Source organism: Citrobacter sp. TBCS-14, from assembly GCF_005280805.1.
GTDB classification, from domain to species: domain Bacteria; phylum Pseudomonadota; class Gammaproteobacteria; order Enterobacterales; family Enterobacteriaceae; genus Citrobacter; species Citrobacter gillenii.
Genome location: NZ_SZWM01000294.1, coordinates 89,752 through 110,369 on the forward strand (window position 1 = coordinate 89,752; position 20,618 = coordinate 110,369).

Here is a 20,618-nt window from a genome sequence, read left to right on the forward strand (position 1 = left end):
AACAGATTTTCCAGAGAATAAAAGCAACTAACGTTCGCTGATAACCATAATCACCAAACTCATTCCCCTATTTATCCGCAGGATAATCGCGGTTAATCCATGCGTGGTCATCTTCCCAGGTGAACATCCATTGACGCACCGGACCGGCCATCACGTTCAGGTAGTAACTGTCATAGCCTGCCAGGGTGGCCACCGGATGATAGCCCTTCGGCACCATCACCACATCGCGGTTGTAGACTGCCATACACTCATCGAGCGTCCGGTCGTCGGTATACACCCGCTGCATGCAGAACCCCTGATCCGGGTTGAGGCGATGGTAGTACGTCTCCTCAAGATAGGTTTCCTGTGGGGGATTGTCGGTATCGTGCTTATGGCTCGGGTACGAACTGGTGCATCCCTCATTGGTCCAGACCTCGACCACCAGCAGGCTGTCGGCAGGTTTGTCTTGCGGCAGAATGTTATGCACATAGCGCTGGTTATTTCCCTTGCCGCGCGCTTCACCGTCGATATCCTGCGGGGCGATCAGTCGTGTCGGGTACGTACCCTTCCCCGGTGCAGCGCACACCGCCAGCTCAAGCGTCGTCAGCGCGGTGACCTGTACAGCTTCCTGAGAGGTCACGTAAACCGCCCACGGCTTGATGCGCTCAAAGGGACTCATGCGCTCGCCGATATCGGTAAACGTTGCCCCCGGCGTGCTGATGGTCGCGCGTCCGGCCACCAGCACCAGACAACGTTCTTCGCTGACGGCGGGCAGCGTCAGCTGCTGCCCCTCCGCCAGTTCATACGCCTCAAAGCCCACATATCCCCAGCCCGCCCCTTCCGGCGTCACCGACTGGGTACGCCCTTGCACATTCGGCGGCTGCCAGGGTGATAATAAACGTGACATGTTGCCTCCTCAGATAAGCCCGGCATCCCGCGCCAGACGGCTAAGATTGTTATAGCCCAGACGTGCATAGGTCAGCGGATGCGCAATAGCCGGATCCTGCTCTGCCTCCACCACCAGCCAACCCTGATACTGATTTGCCTTTAGCAGCGCCATTATCGGTGGGTAGTCCACGCAACCGTCGCCCGGCACGGTGAAGACGCCGCTCAGGACCGCGTCGAGGAAGCTGGTTTTACGGTTTTTCACGTCGGCCAGCACGTCGGCCCGCACATCTTTACAGTGAACATGATTAATACGCGATGCCCAGCGCTGCGCCACCGCCAGCGGGTCTGCACCGGCAAACGTCAGATGGCCGGTATCCAGCAGCAGTCCCACCTCATTGCCAGTATGCGTCATCAGATTATCCACATCCTCAGCGGACTCAATCACTGTCCCCATATGGTGATGATAGGCAATCTGTACGCCCTGCTGCTGGGTATAGCGGGCAAACTCGGTCAGCTTCTCGCCGTATTCCTGCCAGCGCTCCTGCGGGAATCGCGGACGCAGATGAACCGGCGTCTGCTGCTCGCCATGAATACAGCCGCTCACTTCAGCGAACACCAGCACCTTCGCACCCAGCTCACGTAGCAGCGTCAGGTGTGACTGCACGGCGGCAATTTCCTCCTCCACGCTGCGCTCCAACAGGCGACCGGAATACCAGCCGGAAACCAGTTGCAGGTCGTGGCGTTGCAGGATCGGTCCCAGCAAGCGCGCTTCACGCGGGAATTTATTACCTAGCTCGAACCCGGCAAACCCGGCCTCTTTGCCTTCGCTCAGACAGGTATCAAGCGAAGTCTCAGCGCCAAGTGAAGGAAGATCGTCGTTGGTCCATGTCAGTGGATTAATGCCTAATTGTACCGTCATTCTCTTCTCCTGAATTATGCGTGTCCGCGCTCGCGCCACCAGGCGATAAGCTGCAGGTAGTTGTCCCGAATACGCGCCACTAGCTGCGCATCGTCGATATCGTGTTTCAGCCAGGCGCGGGAGGCATCGCCAAATAATGTCCGTCCCACGGCAAACCCTTTCACCAGCGCCTGACCCGCAGCGGCTTTGAAATCAGCACGGAGCTGATCGGCCGGCGCATCAAGCCCTAAAATGACTACCCCACGGCAGTGCGGATCGCGACGTGCAATGATCTCGCTCAGCGCCGTCCAGCCCGCAGAAGAGAGCGGCGGTAGCTTCCACCAGTCGGGGTAAATCCCCAGGTTATAAAAGCGGGAAATGGCGCGCAGATAGAGCTCATCGCTGCGTGGCATGCTGGCGGGCAGGATCACTTCCAGCAGCAGTTCATGCCCGGACTGGCAGCACGCGTGGTACACCTCCGCGACTTTTTGCTCCTGCTCCAGACGCAGGGCGTGAGCATCTTCCGGATGGAAAAAGACCAGGCATTTCACCACGTGTTCCTCCGGCCAACTGATCAGCTGCGTGCCGATATTACCGTGCTCCATCTCCAGCGGACGCGAGCCCGGCAGTTCGATGGGGCGACCTATCCACCACCCTTCACCGGTGATGGCATTCAGCGCATCCTGACCAAACGTGCCGTCGCACAACAGCCCGGCTTTGCCATCCAGCCCGGTGCAACTCGCCGCTTCCCGGCTGGCCTGTAAGATCAGCTGTTTTAGTGCCGGGATGCGTTTTAGCGAAGCGCCACACTGCAAGGCCATCTCTTCAAGCTGGCTGCGGTGATCGAAGGCCATCACGCACAGTTCCGGCCATTCCCGACGACGCGTGGTGACGCGGTGCAGATGGTTAAGACGCGGGTCGATATCCGGGCGTGGCACCGTGTCAGCCCGAGATAAATAATCATCCAGCTCCAGTTTGCTCGGCATGGCCGGGGCGCAACCGTGGCGCGATACCACCAGCGCGCCGCAGGCGTTAGCATAGCGACAGGCCTGCTCCCAGCCTTCATCGTTAAGGTAGCCACGAAGCAGGCCGGACATAAACGCATCGCCCGCGCCCAGCACGTTGAGCACCTCCACGCGCACGCCGGTCACCGTCAGGCCGTCATCCAGTTGCGGTGGAATGGCGTCGGTGTATACCGAACAACCGAGCGCCCCACGTTTGCAGACCAGCGTCGCCTTACTCACTGCCCGCACCTGAGCCAGCGCCTGCAGCGTATCGGTGCTGCCACCGGCAATATGAAACTCCTCCTCGGTACCGACAATCACATCAAAAAGATGCAGTACGTCCTGCAGCTGACGCGTTACCTGCTCGGCGGCAATAAAACGGGTTTCGCCGTCGCCTAATGAGGTCAGCCCCCATAGCACCGGGCGATAGTCGATATCCAGTGCCGTACGCACGCCGTGACGGCGGGCATATTCGAGCGCGGTCAGCACCGCGTCGCGGGTTTGCGGGTGAGAAAGATGGGTCCCGGTGATGGCCAGACAGCGGGCAGACGCGATGTACTGTTCATCCACATCGCTGGCGACAATCGCCATATCCGCGCAGTTGTCACGGTAAAAAATAAGAGGAAAGGTGTCCCGGTCTTTAATGCCGAGTAGTACCAGCGCCGTCAGGCGTTCTTTATCCGTTATCAGGTGGCTGGTATCGCATCCTACCTGGTGTAATTCTTCGCGCAGAAAACGGCCCATATGCTCGTCACCCACGCGCGCCAGCATTGACGAGCGCAGCCCCTGGCGCGCCGTGCCGTAAGCCACATTACCTGACGAGCCGCCAAGGTATTTAGCAAAACTGGAAACATCCTCCAGACGCGCACCAATCTGCTGACTGTAGAGGTCAACCGCCACGCGGCCCATGCATATCACATCAAACTGCTTTTCCACGTTGATACCTCTTCAGACAATATCGTTCACGTTCAGCCAGCGGCCTTCCCGGTGTGAGAGCGCAATGGCGTCCAGCACGCGCGACACCTTCCAGCCCTCTTCGAAGTCCGGCCACATCGGCACATCGGCGGCGATGCCGTCGACCAGATCACGCACTTCCACCGTTTTCTGGTCGTTAAAGCCGATACCGTGCCCCGCCCCCAGGCAAAATGCGGCATAGTCCGGATGCGCAGGCCCCACCAGCAGCGTACGAAATCCCTGGCGATTCACCGGATCGTCATGCAGATAGAGCTTCAGTTCCGCCATACGCTCCTGGGTAAAACTGATGGTCCCTTTGGTCCCGGTTATCACATACGAAAGTCCCATTTTGCGCCCGCAGGCGACGCGAGAAGTTTCAATCACGCCCTGTGCACCGCCCGCAAAACGCACCATCGCGTGCGCCTGATCTTCGTTTTCCACCGCCACCTTTTGCGATGAACCGGCCTGCGCCGGGCGTTCCGGCACCACAATTTTCAAATCACCGCAGACCTGTTGAATATCACTGACCAGATACTGGGCCATGTTGACGATATGCGCAGCCAGATCGCCGAGCGCTCCCAGCCCTGCGGTCTCTTTAAAACAGTGCCAGTGAATGGGCGAAAGTGGGTCTGCCATATAGTCTTCGTTGTGGGTGCCGTAGAAGTGGATCACCTCACCAATCTCACCGCGCTCGACGATCTCTTTCGCCAGCTTCGCCGTCGGGTTTTTCATGTAATTAAACCCCACCAGCGTTTTCACCCCGGCCCGCTTCGCCGCCTCAACCATCTCGTAGGCGTCATGCGCATTGAGCGCCAGCGGCTTTTCCGAGTAGACGTGCTTGCCGTGGCGAATCGCCTCCAGCGCCATCTCTTTGTGCAAATGATTGGGCGAACAAATATCCACCACATCGATGGCAGGGTCTGCCACCAGCGCGCGCCAGTCCCCGGTTGAACGGTTAAAGCCAAACGCCTGCGCCCGCTGCGCCGCCAGCTCCGGCGTGACTTCGGCAACCATTTCGCGCACCAGCTTGCCGCGCAAGTTGAACACCGTCGGCGCCTGGGCATAGGCGATGGCGTGCGCCCTGCCGATATACCCGGTGCCAATCAATCCAATGCGTACCTCTTTCATTATTTATCCCTCACAATGCGCCGCGACGGCTCTTGGCATAGGTGTCGAACGCCACCGCCAGAACGATAATTAACCCGGTAATAATTTGCTGGTAGTAAGCCGAGACGTTCATCAGGACCAAGCCGTTAATCAGAATACCCATGATGATTGAGCCGATAATGGTGCCGCCGATCCGTCCGTATCCGCCCATTAACGACGTTCCGCCGATCACCACCGAGGCGATAACGCGCAGCTCAAACGAGATCCCGGCCACCGCCTCCGCGCTGCCCAGACGCGCGCTGAGAATGAAGCCCGCCAGCCCGGCAAGACAGCCAATCAGCACATAGACGCTCACCAGTACCCGTTTGACGTTGACCCCCGCCAGACGCGCCGCTTCCGGGTTGCCGCCAATGGCGTACACAAAGCGACCCCAGCGGGTTTTATGCAGCGCCAGATAGCCGCCGATAGCCACCAGCGCGAAGATCCAGATAGGAATGGAAATGCCGAGCAGCTCGCCGCGTCCCCACCAGCGGTAACCCGCATCGAAACCGGCGATCGGCGCACCGTCGTTTACCACCAGTGTCAGGCCGCGCCAGATGGTCATCCCACCCAGGGTGACGATAAACGGCGGCAGGCGCAGGCGAGTCACGCCGAGTCCGTGCAGAAAACCAATCGCGGTGCCCATCGCAAGGCAAATCCCCAGCCCAACCAGCCAGCTCAGGCCGCCCCAGGCGTTCGGGTCAACGGTGGTAAAGTTGTCGCCCTTAATCACATACGCGGCGGTCATGGCGCAGACCGCGAGAATGGACCCCACCGACAGGTCGATCCCGGCGGTCAGAATGACAAAGGTCATCCCTACGGCCATGATCCCGTAGATCGACACTTCGGTCAGAATGTTGAAAATATTACGTTCAGAGAGAAAATTGCTGTTCTGCAACTGGAAGAAAATCAGCAGCAGGATCATAAAAATCAGCACGCCGAAGCGCTCAAAAAAGGCGATGGGATCGAGGCGTCCGGCACGTTTACCCGGAACCTGCGTTTTAGAAATCATCTGCGTCATGAGAAACTCCGTTATGCCGCGTTCAGGGCGTTGTGGTTGATGGCCATCATCGTCATCAGCCGCTCGTCGTTGGCGTCATCGCCGTGGATCTCGCCGGTCACACGACCTTCACTCAGGGTGATTATCCGGTCGGAAACCGCCATTACTTCAGGCAGATCGGAGGAGATAACAATCACCGCCACGCCCTTTTTCGCCATTTCAAACAGCACCTGATGCACCTCTGATTTAGTGCCGACATCAATGCCACGCGTCGGCTCATCAACGATCAGTACGCGGGGATTGAGCGCCATGCAGCGCGCCAGAATCACTTTTTGCTGGTTGCCACCGGAGAGCTTGCGCACTTCCTGGGCGCTATTGACCATTTTGATCTGCAGCGCCTGGCGATAAGCCTCAATCAGCGCATCCTCTTTGCGGGTGTTGACGAACCAGCGCCAATGCAACAGAGAAGAGAGGCTGGAGAGCGACAGGTTGTCGCGAATCGACAACCCCAGCACCGCGCCCTCTTTTTTGCGATCTTCAGGGACCATCGCCACGCCCTGATCCAGGGCATACAGCGGATCGCGCGGCAGGTACGGCACACCATCCAGTTCAAAGGTGCCAGAGGTAAAGGCGTCGGCACCAAACAGACAGCGCGCGACTTCAGTGCGCCCGGCGCCCACCAGCCCGGCAATGCCTAACACTTCTCCGGCATGGACGTGAAAGCTGATGTCATGCAGCGCAATGCCGTGCGGATCCAGCGGCGGTTTCACGCGGCTTAATCCCTTGATCGCCAGGCGGACAGGTTTGTCCTGATGATGGGTTTCACTCGGCGGGCGACGATTAAACGCCACGTCACGCCCAACCATCAGGCGGATCAGCTGTTCTACCGTGGTCTGGGCAACCTCGCCGCTGCCGGTAAAGCGGCCATCCTGGAAAACGGTGAACCGATCGCAGAGTTGGAACACTTCGTGTAGACGGTGGGTGACATAAATAATGCTCACGCCGCGGCTTTTGAGCTCCCGCACCACCCGATGCAGGCTTTCCACTTCGCTGTCGCTCAGTGCGGCAGAAGGCTCATCCATGATGATCAGCTTCGCATTGAGGGTCAGCGCGCGGGCAATTTCCACCATTTGTTGTTGTGCCACGCTCAGGCGAGCCACTGCGGTGGTTGGCGCCACGTTCAACTGCAGATAATCCAGAATCACCTGCGCTTCCTGATTCACCGCCTTTTCATCAACAATCAGATTGCGTTTGCGCGGTTCACGTCCGAGGAACATATTCTCGGCGACGGTCATATTCGGCAGCAGGTTAAATTCCTGATAGATAGTGATAATGCCCTTGTTCTGCCGCTCAACGGGGGAATCATCCACCGGCAACGTTTCACCGTTGAACCAGATATCACCGCGAGTTTGCGGCTGCGCGCCCGCCAGCGCCTTCAGCAAGGTCGATTTTCCTGCGCCGTTTTCACCCAGCAGCGCGTGAATCTCACCTGCCCCAACGGTCAATTGCGCGCTGCTCAGCGCCCAGACACCGGAAAAACTTTTTGCCAGGTCGGTCACATTCAGTAAGGGTTGCGACATCAGCCTGCTCCTCCTTTAGAGTGAGCCCCCGTAACGGCGGCTCCAGATATACACAAAATCATTCAAGCTGCATCAAGGCGGCAAGTCTGAGAATCCCCAGGAGCTTACTCAAGTAAGTGACTGGAGTGAGCAGATGCAGCCAACACAGAGGCAGCTTGAAGGATGACGTGTATAAATTAGTTACCGGCCTCGTTAATACGCTCAGCCTGCTGCAGGGTCTCTTTGGTGATAAGCGTTGGCGGATAGTCCGCGCCGGTGATCGGCTTCTTCTCACGCACGTTGGCGACCAGCTGGCTCATCGCCGTGGTGACCGCAAAGCCAGGACGCTGATCCGCCGTCACCGCCATCCAGCCATCACGCACACGCGCCAGCGCTTCCGGCACCGCATCGAAGCCCGTTACCAGCACTTCACCGGGTTTCATCCCCTGGGCTTGCAGCGCTTCAATGGCCCCCAGCGCCATGTCGTCGTTAGCGGAGAGGATCACCTGCGGACGTTTCGGCAACGAAGGCAGTACGCTCTCAACAATGCGCATCCCTTCAGAACGCATCCAGTTACCCGTCTGATCGGCGACGATCTTGTACTTTTCGCCACCCGCTTTCAGGCTGTCGCGAATACCCTTGGTCCGTTCAATGTTGGAAGACGATCCCGGCTGGCCGGTGAGCAGAATAATGTCCGCCCCTTCAGGGAATTTGGTTTTCACAAAGTCGCCAATCACCTGGCCACCTTTGTAGTTGTTGGCACCGAAGTGCGGCACTTTCTTCTGGCTGTCAACGGAGCGATCAAGCGTGACAACCGGCAGTTTTGCATCCTGGATTTCATCTACCGCGCTGGAGACGGCGTTAACATCATTGGGGGAGACGATAAATCCCTGCGCCCCACGGGTGATGGCGTTTTCCAGGTCAGCGACCTGCTTCGGCGAGCTACCCTGCCCGTCAAGAACCTGTAGATTTACGCCCATCTCTTTTGCGGCTTTCACCGCCGTACGCTGCATGTGGACTTCAAACGGCATCGCCAGGTTTGGCGTACTGAACACGATCTGTTCGTTTTCAGCCATTGCTGTCCCGGAGGTCATGGCGATGAGGACAGCTAAGATCAGTTTTTTCATTATTATGTCTCTCTGTGTAGGGGGGTTGGGTATAACAATCAGAGGAGAACTTCACGCTGGCTGTGCAGGGATTCCAGCGCTTTATCCGCGAGGTACAGCGCACGCTCACCGTCATCACCGCTGCAATCCGGGACCGCTTCGCCACGCAGCACGGCCACAAAATGTTCCCATTCCGCGGCATAAGCTGATTTGTAGCGTTGCAGGAAGAAATGTTCCGGCAGGGCACTGGTGCAGCCGTTCTTGCCATAGTGCTGCACCTGATTTTCCAGAATGTTGCCCGCACACAGCAGCCCTTCAGAGCCGTGCAGCTCCAGGCGCTGGTCATAACCGTAAGCAGAGCGGCGGCTGTTGACGATGGTCGCCATCGCGCCAGAGGCATATTTCAGGACGATAAACGCGGTATCGATGTCCCCGGCTTCACCAATCGCCGGGTCGACCAGGTTGCTGCCCTGGGCGTATACCGAGACCGGCTCTTCTCCCATGATAAAACGCGCCATATCAAAATCATGGATAGTCATATCGCGGAACATCCCGCCGGACACACGGACATATTCAGCCGGCGGCGGTGACGGGTCGCGGGAAATGATCAGCAGGGATTCCGGCTTACCGATACGCCCGGCCAGCACATCCGTTTTCACGCGGCGAAACTGCGGATCGAAGCGGCGGTTAAAACCGATAAACAGCGGTACGTCGTACTCTTTGACCACTTTCAGGCAATCGCGAACGCGGGCCAGGTCCAGATGTACCGGTTTCTCGCAGAAGATGGCCTTGCCGTGACGGGCAGCCAGTTCAATCAGATCCGCGTGGGTATCCGTGGCGGAGGCGATCAGCACGGCATGAACATTCGGATCAGTCATCGCCTCATCCAGGCTCTGCAGACGGGCCTGATATTGCGAGGCAAGACGGGTGGCAAATTCCTGATTCGGGTCGACAACGGACCAGAGTGTGGTGGCACTGTGACTGGCAATGTTAGCTGCATGTACCTGGCCAATTCGGCCAGCGCCCAGTAAAGCAATGTTAAACATAACGGCTCCCGGTGTTGGTGAATGCGATAAACTAACGACACTATAAATAAAACATTTATTTCATTTTTATAAATAGTGAAAATTATGTTTTTGGGTGCGGGTTAACACTTTTGAGATAAGTGAGACAAAATCTGTTATCAATATCACAACATCGACGGGTGCCAGATAGGGACATTCGCCCTCTTCCGGTCGGGAAGAGGGCGACGTGTGAAAAACCAGGAGAAATGAAATGAAAATTTCGTTATGGAGGATTGCCGGATGGCGGTGCTAATGCCTTATCCGGCCGTTAACCATAGTCCGTAGGCCGGGTAAGCTCAGCGCCATCCGGCATGACTCTACCTCAGTACTGACGGGCGTTTTTCAGCTGCGTTAGCGTCTGTTCTGCGGCCTGGCGTACCGCAGGTGATTCAGCCATCTGCGCATCGCCGGTTCGCCACCATGAGGCGTAATCATGGCTCATGGTTTTCGGCAGTACCTTGATGTCCAGCAGCGTCGGGCCGGGATGCGCACGTGATGCCGCCAGTGCCGCCAGCAGGCTATGCTCATCATGAACCTTCCACGCACGACAGCCGTAGCTTTCGGCATTTTGGGCAAAATCGACCTTCACCAGCGGCCCGTCCAGCCGCCCGGTTTGCGGGTTGCGATGGCGATTTTCGGTAGCAAAACTGCCCATCCCATGGCCCATCTGCAGATTGTTAATGCAGCCAAAGCTGGCATTATCAAACAGCAGAATGGTGACTTTTATGCCCTCCTGCACGGCAGTTTGCAGCTCAGAGTGCAGCATCATGTACGAACCATCGCCCACCATGGCGTACACCGGCTGCTGTGGTTTTGCCAGCCTGGCCCCGACGGCGGCGGCAATCTCGTACCCCATACAGGAATAGCCGTATTCCAGGTGATAGCTGTCCGGCGTTTTAACTTGCCAGAGTCGCTGTAAATCCCCCGGTAACGAACCGGCCGCGCCCACCACAATGGCGTTATCTTCAATATGCTGGTTGATAAGCCCCAGTACCCGCGTCTGGGTCAGGCGGGTGTTGAGCGTGTCGCCATATTCCGCCAGTTGCGCATCAAGATGCCCTGCCACTTCGGGCACATCATCAGGACGCCAGTCGCGCGTCCATAAACGCTGGCGCTCTTCGCGCCAGGCCGATTGCGCGACAGCAATCTCATCTCCCCAACGGCTACGATACGCCGTCATGGCCTGCGTTAACGCGGTCAACCCGGTTTGGGCATCGGCAATCAGCGCGGTAGCATCCAGCTTTAAAGCGTCAAATTCCGCCACGTTCAGCAGCAGAAATTCCACGTCCGGGTGCGAGAACAAGGCTTTCGAACCGGTGGTAAAGTCGGTGAGACGAGTGCCAATGCCAATAACCAGATCGGCCTGGGTTGCCAGTTGATTCGCCGCCATACCTCCCGTCACGCCGATACCGCCCAGGTTAAGTGGGTGGTCACTTACCAGCGCGCCCTTTCCGGCCTGGGTTTCAGCAAACGGCAGATGCAGCGTCTCGACAAACGTACGAAACGCCTCATGTGCGCCGGCGTAACGCACGCCACCACCGCACACCACCAGCGGGCGCTGTTTACGCGCAATCAGCGCCCGGGCCCTCTCCAGACGCTGAGGGTCAGGCGGTCGGCGTTCAATGTAGTGAACACGGCGCGCGAAGAAGCTAAGCGGATACTCCCAGACCTCACCTTGCACATCCTGCGGCAGGCAAATCGTCACTGCGCCAGTATCTGCGGGGTCAGTAAGTGTTCGCATCGCACTTAACATTGCGCTCATTAACTGCTCTGGACGGTTAATACGATCCCAGTAACGAGAGACCGGACGGAAGCAGTCGTTGGTGCTGATGCTAAGATCATGATACTGCTCAATCTGCTGTAATACAGGGTCCGGCTGGCGGCTGGCGTAAACATCCCCCGGCAACAGCAGCAGCGGAATGCGGTTCGCCGTGGCGGTTGCCGCCGCCGTCACCATATTGGCCGCTCCGGGACCTACCGACGATGTCACGGCCCAAATACGCTGTCGGCGATGCTGTTTGGCGAACCCTGTCGCCATATGCGCAATTCCCTGCTCATTACATCCCTGCATCACCTTCAGATGCCCGGCATCCTGCTCCAGCGCCTGGCCGATTCCGAGCACATTACCGTGACCAAAGATGGTCGCCACGCCCTCCACGAAGGGCGTTTCATGTCCATCAACGCAGACATACTGTTGATTGAGGAATTTGACCAGCGCCTGGGCCATGGTCATACGTTCGGTTTGCATAGCTCCTCCTGTCAGCCCAGCGTCGGCATGGAGAACGCCGCGCCCGTGTCCTGCTGCATTTCCGGCCAGCGTGCGGTGACGGTTTTCATTCGGGTGTAGAAACGCACGCCGTCGTTGCCATGAACGTTAAGCGCACCAAAGATAGAGCGTTTCCAGCCGCCAAAGCTGTGGAACGCCATCGGGACCGGGATCGGGACGTTTACCCCAACCATCCCGGCCTGAACCTCTTCGCAGAAACGACGCGCGCAGCCGCCGTCACGGGTGAAGATAGCCGTGCCATTACCATATTCATGACGGTTAATCAGTTCCACCGCACTGGCGTAATCTGCTACCCGCACCACAGAAAGTACCGGTCCAAAAATCTCTTCTTTATAGATGGTCATCTCTGGCGTGACCTTGTCGAACAACGTCGGCCCGACAAAGTAGCCCTGCTCATGACCTTTGACGCTAAAGCCACGACCGTCAACGCGCAAACGGGCACCCTGAGATTCACCGCTATCAATATAGCCGAGTACTTTACTGCGGTGCACCGAGGAGATCAGCGGTCCCATTTCATTTTCCGGCGTCTGGTCAAGGCCCGGCCCGACGCGCAGCGCCGCAATCTGTTGTTCCAGTCGGGCACAGAGTTCATCTGCCGTTTTATCGCCGACGGCCAGGACGACGGAAAGCGCCATGCAGCGTTCCCCTGCCGCGCCATAAGCTGCGCCCATAATGGCGCTGGTGGCCATCTCCATGTCGGCATCCGGCATTAAAATACAGTGGTTTTTTGCCCCACCGAGCGCCTGACAGCGTTTACCGTGAGCCGATGCAGTTTGATAAATGTATTCGGCTATGGGGGTTGAACCGACAAAGCTCACGGCCTGAACCCGCGGGTCGGTCAGCAGCACGTCTACCGACGCTTTATCGCCCTGAACCACGTTGAACACACCGTCCGGCAGCCCCGCCTGTTGCAGCAGCTTTGCCAGTTCGAGCACCAGAGAAGGATCTTTTTCCGACGGCTTCAGCACAAAGGTGTTGCCGGTCGCCAGCGCGATGGGGAACATCCACATCGGCACCATCGCCGGGAAGTTAAACGGCGTAATCCCTACGCACACACCGAGCGGTTGCATCAGCGAATGGCTGTCGACGCCCGTTCCCACGTTGGCTGAGTGCTCACCTTTTTGCAGGTGAGGAATGCCACAGGCAAACTCCACCACTTCCAGACCTCGGGTGATTTCGCCGACGGCATCAGAGAACACTTTGCCATGCTCTTCGCTGATTAAGCGGGCAAGTCGCGTCATGTTCTCTTCCAGCAAAGCCTTAAAGCGGAACATCACTCGCGCACGCTTTAGCGGAGAATAGCGCGCCCATGCAGGAAAGGCTTCATGCGCCGCCGCAACGGCCTGCTCGGTTTCCTGTACCGTACTCATCACCACCTGGCGGATTTGTTCGCCGGTGGCTGGGTTGAAGATTGCCTGCACACGCTGGCCTGAACCGGTGACACATTCGCCGTGAATAAAATTCGCTACCGTCTCCATCCTTAACCTCTCGCTGTTGATACGTGGCTGTTACCTGAACACTGTTCTCTGTGTACTATATATGAAACAAATATTCCATTTTAAGTTGAAATAAAACAAATATTGATTAATGTGATCAAGGATGGATTTTTATGTTAACAAGCAGCATTGCCAGAATAATCTGGCTATCCGTGTATTTCACGCGAAGAGAGGATTGAAGCTTTTGTTTCATTTTTAACAGCAATTGAATCATCAACATTTAAAAGACGCGGCTTTGCGTTTAGAATCATAAAACGATGTAACAGGAGGTAAAATGACGACAGCAACCAGCCTGAACGAGCTGCAGCAGCAAATCCGCGATCGCTACGATAGCCTGAGCAAGAGGCTGCAGCAGGTGTCCCGCTATGTGCTGGATAATACCAATAGCGTGGCCTTCGATACGGTTGCCGTCATTGCCGAGCGTGCCGGAGTACCACCATCGACGCTGATCCGCTTTGCTAATGCCTTTGACTTCTCCGGTTTCAACGAAATGAAACAGCTGTTTCGTATGAACCTGGTGGAAGAGACCGCCAGCTACAGCGACCGCGCACGACTGTTTCGTGAAATGGAAAGTGAAGCGGTGCCGGAAACCCCGCTGGACATCCTGCAGGAATTTGCCCGTTCGAATGCGCAGGCCTTACAGCAGCTGGCGGCCCGCGCTGAACCCGAAATGCTGGTACGTGCAGTACAACTGTTGGCAGATGCCGACACGATTTACATCGCTGGTTTACGACGCTCTTTTAGCGTAGCCGCCTATCTCACCTACGCACTGAGCCATCTTGAGTGCCGCCCTATTCTGCTCGACGGGATGGGGGGAATGCTGCGCGAACAGATAAACCGCATTAAAGCGAACGATATCGTAGTGTCGATTAGCTTCTCGCCTTACGCAGAAGAGACCGTCATGGTCAGTGAAACGGCAGCGAATGCCGGTGCTCGCCAGATTGTGATTACCGACAGCCAGATCAGCCCGCTGGCAACGTTCAGCGATCTCTGCTTTGTGGTGAAAGAGGCGCAGGTCGACGCCTTTCGATCGCAGTCTGCCACGCTGTGTCTGGTGCAATCGTTAGTGGTAGCGCTGGCGTACAAATTAGGTGATGGCAGCAACGAAAAAAGCCGTTCTGCTGGGTAAGTATGGCAACCAGGCCGTTCCACCGCGACGAATGCCGGATAGCATGTTGTCCAATAAACAGGTATCTGGCACGCCGCGAGCGCAATCATCTTACGCGCTGATCTAATCCTTGCAATGCTTGCAAAGAGCGTTCGGCATAGCGTAATAGGCCTGTGTCTTATCTCTTCCATCGTTCAACATGGTCCGAGTCAGACTGCGGTTCTCTCACAGGGCCGCAGAATGCGCGGTCGTGCCGCGGAGAATCCTGAGCGGTTAAGCACCTTAACCGCCCAGAAAAACGACATATTCCTATATATTATAAGATTGATAATGTGAACAAATATTATTTTTCAATACGTTGCCAATATTTGATTTTTTGTGCATTTTATTTCCATGAATAAATATTCTACACTTGTTTTTACGCATATATATAGCAGGAATATCCCATGAGCGAACCGCCTGGACACCATCGTTCGTTGTACAGAAAACATATCAGCGATATGCGTTTTCATACTTTCGGGTGATAGCAATTTCGAACAAGCATCTTTTTCATCATTTAAGGAGAAAAACAGGATACCAGAATTGCAACGCATGTTGCCTTGCTGGTAGCAAACGAAGCAATTGATTGATGGTGTAGAGTAAAATGAATCAAATACGAGAATCATTAAACAATGTTATTTTCCCCGATAAAATACCTGACTCATGGCCCTATCAGTCCTGGTGTTCCCCGGCAGATATTGACACCGATATTACCTGGTATTCTTTTACTGAGCTTGATTTAACACTCAACGCCTGGCTAGGACAAAACGCCTTAATCCCTGTGCGAACATCTGTTTGGGGGTTTGTTTATGAGAATGAACCATTAGTCCAGATAAATATCAAAGATGATACTGCATTTATTGCAATTAACCGGAGATTCTACTCTTGGGTAATTATTGTTGCAGGAACCTACAACTTAAATATCAGCCTCGATTTATCCACGATCTTTAAGCACACGGCATTAGCAGATACGGCTCTATGTATGATTGCCAATAGAGTTGATACTCAATCAGTAGACGTCGCACTGAACACAGCAAAATCTTTTATGAACTTTGTTTTTTTTCATGAACTGGTTCATCTAATATGCAGTCATCATTCGTTTTTTCAGCACAATGGACATCAACCGTCCTACATCAGAACTATGGCGTTTATTGCTGATTTTTTAGCTTTCGAAAACTCACTTATGCCCTTAAGCGGTAATGACACTACACACAAACGAAATAGAGATCTGGAAATCGGTACCGCCCGTTGTCTTGGTTTTATAATAGCTTCCTATTTCATCATCAAAACTAAACAAATGAACACCGTAAACGTCTACCCTACGGTAAATGAAAGAACTATCTTGTTACTGAGCTATATATTATCACCCTATTTAAAAAGAGGTGAATGGGCAAACATGTTGTTGAAACATGAAGCCAGAGGAATAATGGATGCCTATACTCGACGAAGGAAATTAGGATTTAACCTAGACAATGATAATTGTATCATCTCTACTGATTACGCCACATGTCATTGCAACTGTAGTCAGTGCAGTGCTTTCGCCACAGAGATATACACAAAGGCCAGACCATTAAATACTGAAGTGTTAAACCATATGGATGTCTATACTGCATGTTTCTCTAAAAATAGAAACGGCATGACCTATCCCAACCTGGAGAAAATAAACAACGCTACGTCTTATTTTTGTGGTTTAAAACACCCTGTGTTATTTTCATTAGAGAATTCAATTAAGAGATTGATTTAGTGCACCAGTGCACGTGAACGTCATGCGTAAACTACAAAACACATCAGTAGGGAACGCGGCCGGCCCCCCTGTGACTCTGGCACACCAGAGCCACAGGAGACAAACATTAATCAGGCTTGACTGGGTAATGCACCAATAGCGTGGGAGTTTTTCACGGTCAGCGTCACCACTGCCGAACAAATCAATGCCGCAATCATAAAGATAAATGCGCTGTTGTAGCTGCCGCCGCTGCTTTGGATTAACCAACCAATGACCGGTGCGGAAACCACCCCTGCCATTTGTCCACCAAAGTTAACGATGCCGGATGCGCGACCCATGATGTTGCTGGGAATAGTGTCCATCAAAATCCCCCAGAATGTCGCCATGGCGAAGAACATAAACAGTGCTGAAATACACTGGTAAACCACCGCCATATCCGCGCTGCTTACGCTAAAGGTCAAATACAGGAAACCTGCGGCAATAACGGATGTCACAACGTAGAACATCTTACGCAACGACTTGTATTTGTCGGAGCAATATCCACCGATCAATGTGCCACATGCGCCAAACAGGAATGGAATCGCCGCCATCACACCGGTCTTCGCCAGTGAGAACTCACGGACGGTGATCAAATAGCTTGGCAGCCAGGTAGAGAAGCCCCAGAAGGTGATATCAAACAAGAACCAGATAGCCGCCATCTGCCATAGCACGGGCATTCTGAGCACGTCTTTGAACGCAACGGCACGGGTACTTTGCTGGCTACCTTGATCGTCAGCCGCCAGTTCCGCCAGATCCTGCTGCGTAATAGCCGGGTGATCTTTCGGGTTGTCCCGGGTAAAGAAATAGATACCCGCCGCAATAAACAGACCGGGAATACCGAGCACGATAAAGACCATGTGCCAGCCAAATGCCCCGATGATGCTCGCCGCAACCACCACCGCCAGCGCCGGGCCTAAGGTATTCACCGTCGACTGAATCGCCGTTGCACGACCACGCTCTTTTGACGGGAAGTAGGTCGAGATCATCTTCCAGGACGCAGACGGGAAGCACCCTTCACCGATGCCAAATAAGAAGCGGACGGCCAGCATCAGAGGAAGCGTCAGTACCGCACCGGTTAAGCTGGTGAAAATTGACCACCAGGCAATGCCAATGGCCATAATTTTACGCGAGCCAAATTTATCCGCCAATAAACCGCCGGGAATTTGAAATGCCGCGTAACCAATAAAGAAGGCGCTAATAATTAAACCTTGTTGCGTGGTATCAAGATTTAAATCTTTACCGATATACGGTAATGAAACGCTCATCACCATACGGTCGAGAAAAGAAAGCAGCCATGCCAGCCAGATTAATGACAGGACGGTATATCTTGCTTTCCATGTCTTTGGTTTACCTGAAGGTAAAGATGCTTGTTGGTTCATTGTGATGTCCTTGGGGTGTAGTGATCTCTCGCGGCTATAAATGGTCGCGAGAGATCAACGCGTGTTGCGCGTTATTTATTAGTATTGTTTTCTAATAACAGTACCGCTACAGGCATAGCTCTCTATGCCATTAATTAAAGCAATACGTCCATTGACCATCACCAGTTCGATCCCTTCAGGATACTGATTAGGTTCAACAAATGTGCCTTTATCGGTAATGGTGTACGGATCGAACATCACAATATCCGCAGCATAACCGACCTTAATCAGCCCTCGATCCTGCAAGCCCAACACGTCGGCAGGTTTTCCGGTCATTTTACGGATTGCCGCTTCCCAGGTCAGACAGCCTTCTTCCCGCACATATTTACCCAGAACACGAGGGAAAGCGCCGAACACGCGCGGATGCGGCTTACCTGCGCCCATCAGGCCATCGGTACAGACGTTCTGTTCCGGGCGGCAGAGGAACTTAATTACGTGTTCTTCCGTGCCGTAGAAATCGACCATCCCAACGGCATTTTCTTCTTCAAACAGCAGATCAAAGGTGGCGTTGTACGGATCTTTACCACGCAGTTCACCCAACTCGACGAGGTTCAGGCCAACGGCATCCTGATTTTTTTCTGTCTTCACGCTGGTAACAAAAATCTGATCCAGACCGGCGAAATCAATAAAGTTATCCCAGCCCGGAATGCCCTGTTGAATATCAGCGATCATCTTCTCCCGCAGCTCAGGCGAGGCCAGACGTTCAAGCAGCTTGTCGGTTCCACCCGAGTGAACCCACGGTGGCAGGATCACGCCAAGCATGGTGCTGCCCGCGACGTATGGATACTGATCGAAAGAGATGCGGATCCCCTCTTCCTGCGCCTGCTCCAGCATGCCCAGCATCCGATCAATCAGCGTCCAGTTTTTCTTGCCGCAGACTTTCATATGCGAAATGTGCAGCCAGACGCCGGTTGCTTTAGCGATATCGATCAGTTCCTGGGTGGAGTTGATGATGTCGTCGGCTTCACTGCGCTGATGCACCACGAAGATCCCGTTGTATTTCGCCGTGACCTTGCACAGCGCAATCATCTCAGCGGTATCGCCAAAAGCGCACGGCATATAGATAAGCCCGGTGGACAGGCCAAATGCTCCAGCCTTTAACTCCCGTTCGAGGACCTCGCACATCTTGGCCACGTCTTCACGGGTGGAAGGTCGCCCATCCAGCCCCATCGCTTCCATACGTACATTGCCATGCGGGACCAGATACGCAAGGTTAGTGGCCGGGTGACGAGAGGCCAACAAATTGAGATAACCGTCCGTATTCTTGTATTTCCAGTCAATTTTGTCGGTATCGCCATCCAGTCCGGCAATATTTTTACGCCAGGCCGGAATATATTCCTCAGGCAACGGTGCAAGTGCCACACCATCCTGTCCGAGTAATTCCGTGGTAATACCCTGACGAATTTTTGCCGACAGCGCGGGATTAATAATCGCCGACAAATCAGAATGTGTGTGGGTATCAATAAAACCAGGACAAATTACTTTTCCTGTTGCATCAATAACCTGTTCATTTACACCAGCATCAATTTGGCCGATCGCCACAATACGACCGTCATCAACCATCACATCGGCAATCCTGCCTTCGCTGCCCGTCCCATCGATCACATTTCCGTTTTTGAAAATGGTTTTCATCGTAATTCTCCATTGCGGTGCAGATAAACTGCACCGCCTGTAGGGTAAGAGGGTTTTATCTTTATTTTTTTAATGGCGATACAATGTCTGGATAATGCTGTAATACCCGCTGGCCGAACCGGTTAGCTGATCGATTTCAATAAACTCATCGATGGTGTGCGCCAGGTTTTCACGCGATGGGCCAAAACCGATGGTTTTGATGCCCGCTTCGCCCGCATAGTGGCTACCGTTCGTGCAAAAGGAATACTGGGTGATGGTCGGTTCACACCCTGCCGCACGCACGCCGGCCAGCGCGGCCTGCACAAACTCGTCGGACTCATCGTAAACCCACCCAGGGAAGAAACGCTCACCCTCAATGGTGGCGCCGGTGTAGCAGGACTCCTGGCCTACAGCGTAGGAAACGCTGGCCTTAAATTGTGGATCCTGAGCGACCAGCTCGGCCAATGCGCTTTCCAGTGGCGCAATGACGCTTTCTTTGGTTTCGCCCACCAGCAGACGGCGATCGTAGGTCGCACGGCAGTAATCTGGCACCACAGATGCACCCGGATACGGCGACGATTTAATGTCCGTCAGTTCCAGAATGCCAGGCCCTAACACCGGATGCGTTGGCGGAGTAATGGTGCGGATTTTGTCGATCAGCTGCGCCATTTTGTACACCGCGTTAATACCTGCCTGCGGATTAGCGGAGTGCGCCGGTTTGCCAAACGTTTCAACCACAATTTCAGCGCGGCCACGCTGACCAATTTTCAGGTTTAATTCGGATGCTTCGCCGATAATCACATAGTCAGGTTTATAGCGTTCGCTGACCAGACGGGCGGCGATCCCTTCGAAGCACTCTTCATGTACGATGCAGGCCACGTAGATTTTACCGGCAAACTCACGCTGATTATCCTGGCCGAAAAATCCGACGGCAGAGATCATCGCCGCCACGGCGCCTTTCATGTCCGTCGTGCCGCGGCCATAAATTTTACCGTCCTCAATGTCGCCACCGTACGGATTGTGGGTCCACTTTTCCGGATTCACGGGCACAGTATCAATGTGTCCATCCAGCACCAGCGTTTTTCCTGGTTTATTGCCGACAATACCGCCAACAATATTTCCGTATTTATCGACGTGAATGTCATCGAACTGGTAATGCTCCATCATTGTTTTTATTGCATTTACCACTTCCCCTTCCTGACCGGAATAACTTTTCTGCTGGATCAGTGCCTGGCAATTCTTAATCACTTCTTCAATACGGTTTGCAGATAACATGGTTTTCTCCGTTATAACTTCAAT

The 20,618-nt window shown here is 54.5% G+C and carries 15 protein-coding genes; 2 read left to right on the top strand and 13 right to left on the bottom strand.

Annotated elements, in window-relative coordinates; all coding sequences use genetic code 11:
* Positions 1–67: 67 nt before the first annotated feature.
* From iolB to FDX22_RS13940, 10 genes are all read right to left on the bottom strand, one after another.
* Positions 68–886 carry a 5-deoxy-glucuronate isomerase gene (iolB, locus tag FDX22_RS13895; RefSeq protein WP_117343227.1) on the bottom strand — a complete coding sequence of 273 codons (819 nt, stop codon included), beginning with the start codon at positions 884–886 and terminating at the stop codon, positions 68–70.
* Positions 887–895: 9 nt separating this feature from the next.
* Positions 896–1,786 carry a myo-inosose-2 dehydratase gene (gene iolE / locus FDX22_RS13900; protein WP_096756056.1) on the bottom strand — a complete coding sequence of 297 codons (891 nt, stop codon included), beginning with the start codon at positions 1,784–1,786 and terminating at the stop codon, positions 896–898.
* A 14-nt stretch (positions 1,787–1,800) separates the two neighbouring features.
* Positions 1,801–3,705, bottom strand: coding sequence for a 5-dehydro-2-deoxygluconokinase (iolC, locus tag FDX22_RS13905; protein WP_146717353.1), 1,905 nt, complete (start codon positions 3,703–3,705; stop codon positions 1,801–1,803).
* Between the two features lie 12 nt (positions 3,706–3,717).
* Positions 3,718–4,851: a Gfo/Idh/MocA family protein gene (locus FDX22_RS13910; RefSeq protein WP_146717354.1), complete on the bottom strand. Its 1,134-nt coding sequence runs from the start codon at positions 4,849–4,851 to the stop codon at positions 3,718–3,720.
* 10 nt (positions 4,852–4,861) lie between these two features.
* Positions 4,862–5,890 (bottom strand): ABC transporter permease, encoded by a 1,029-nt coding sequence (locus FDX22_RS13915; protein WP_096756053.1) that lies wholly within the window; start codon positions 5,888–5,890, stop codon positions 4,862–4,864.
* Positions 5,891–5,901: 11 nt separating this feature from the next.
* Complete coding sequence (locus FDX22_RS13920; RefSeq protein ID WP_096756052.1) at positions 5,902–7,449, bottom strand: sugar ABC transporter ATP-binding protein; 1,548 nt, start codon at positions 7,447–7,449, stop codon at positions 5,902–5,904.
* 176 nt (positions 7,450–7,625) lie between these two features.
* On the bottom strand, positions 7,626–8,555 hold the full coding sequence (locus FDX22_RS13925) for a substrate-binding domain-containing protein (RefSeq protein WP_096756051.1): 930 nt from the start codon (positions 8,553–8,555) through the stop codon (positions 7,626–7,628).
* 38 nt (positions 8,556–8,593) lie between these two features.
* Positions 8,594–9,580: an inositol 2-dehydrogenase gene (gene iolG / locus FDX22_RS13930; RefSeq protein ID WP_137400250.1), complete on the bottom strand. Its 987-nt coding sequence runs from the start codon at positions 9,578–9,580 to the stop codon at positions 8,594–8,596.
* 340 nt (positions 9,581–9,920) lie between these two features.
* The gene (iolD, locus tag FDX22_RS13935; RefSeq protein ID WP_146717355.1) at positions 9,921–11,846 is read right to left on the bottom strand and encodes a 3D-(3,5/4)-trihydroxycyclohexane-1,2-dione acylhydrolase (decyclizing); all 1,926 of its coding nucleotides are present in this window, start codon (positions 11,844–11,846) and stop codon (positions 9,921–9,923) included.
* 11 nt (positions 11,847–11,857) lie between these two features.
* Complete coding sequence (locus tag FDX22_RS13940) at positions 11,858–13,363, bottom strand: CoA-acylating methylmalonate-semialdehyde dehydrogenase (RefSeq protein ID WP_115257691.1); 1,506 nt, start codon at positions 13,361–13,363, stop codon at positions 11,858–11,860.
* A 292-nt stretch (positions 13,364–13,655) separates the two neighbouring features.
* Between FDX22_RS13940 and FDX22_RS13945 the strand changes: the two genes are divergently transcribed.
* Both FDX22_RS13945 and FDX22_RS13950 read left to right on the top strand, forming a co-directional pair.
* Positions 13,656–14,510, top strand: coding sequence for a MurR/RpiR family transcriptional regulator (locus FDX22_RS13945; protein WP_096756047.1), 855 nt, complete (start codon positions 13,656–13,658; stop codon positions 14,508–14,510).
* A gap of 622 nt (positions 14,511–15,132) precedes the next feature.
* Positions 15,133–16,272 (top strand): hypothetical protein, encoded by a 1,140-nt coding sequence (locus FDX22_RS13950; RefSeq protein WP_146717356.1) that lies wholly within the window; start codon positions 15,133–15,135, stop codon positions 16,270–16,272.
* A 110-nt stretch (positions 16,273–16,382) separates the two neighbouring features.
* Here the strand turns inward: FDX22_RS13950 and FDX22_RS13955 are convergent, their stop codons facing one another.
* The 3 genes from FDX22_RS13955 to FDX22_RS13965 all read right to left on the bottom strand — a co-directional run bounded on the left by FDX22_RS13955 (position 16,383) and on the right by FDX22_RS13965 (position 20,594).
* On the bottom strand, positions 16,383–17,669 hold the full coding sequence (locus tag FDX22_RS13955; protein ID WP_146717357.1) for an MFS transporter: 1,287 nt from the start codon (positions 17,667–17,669) through the stop codon (positions 16,383–16,385).
* 78 nt (positions 17,670–17,747) lie between these two features.
* A complete protein-coding gene (locus FDX22_RS13960) occupies positions 17,748–19,340 on the bottom strand; it encodes an amidohydrolase family protein (protein WP_146717358.1) in 1,593 nt (530 codons plus the stop codon).
* 69 nt (positions 19,341–19,409) lie between these two features.
* Positions 19,410–20,594 carry a YgeY family selenium metabolism-linked hydrolase gene (locus tag FDX22_RS13965; protein WP_146717359.1) on the bottom strand — a complete coding sequence of 395 codons (1,185 nt, stop codon included), beginning with the start codon at positions 20,592–20,594 and terminating at the stop codon, positions 19,410–19,412.
* Between the last annotated feature and the right edge of the window lie 24 nt (positions 20,595–20,618).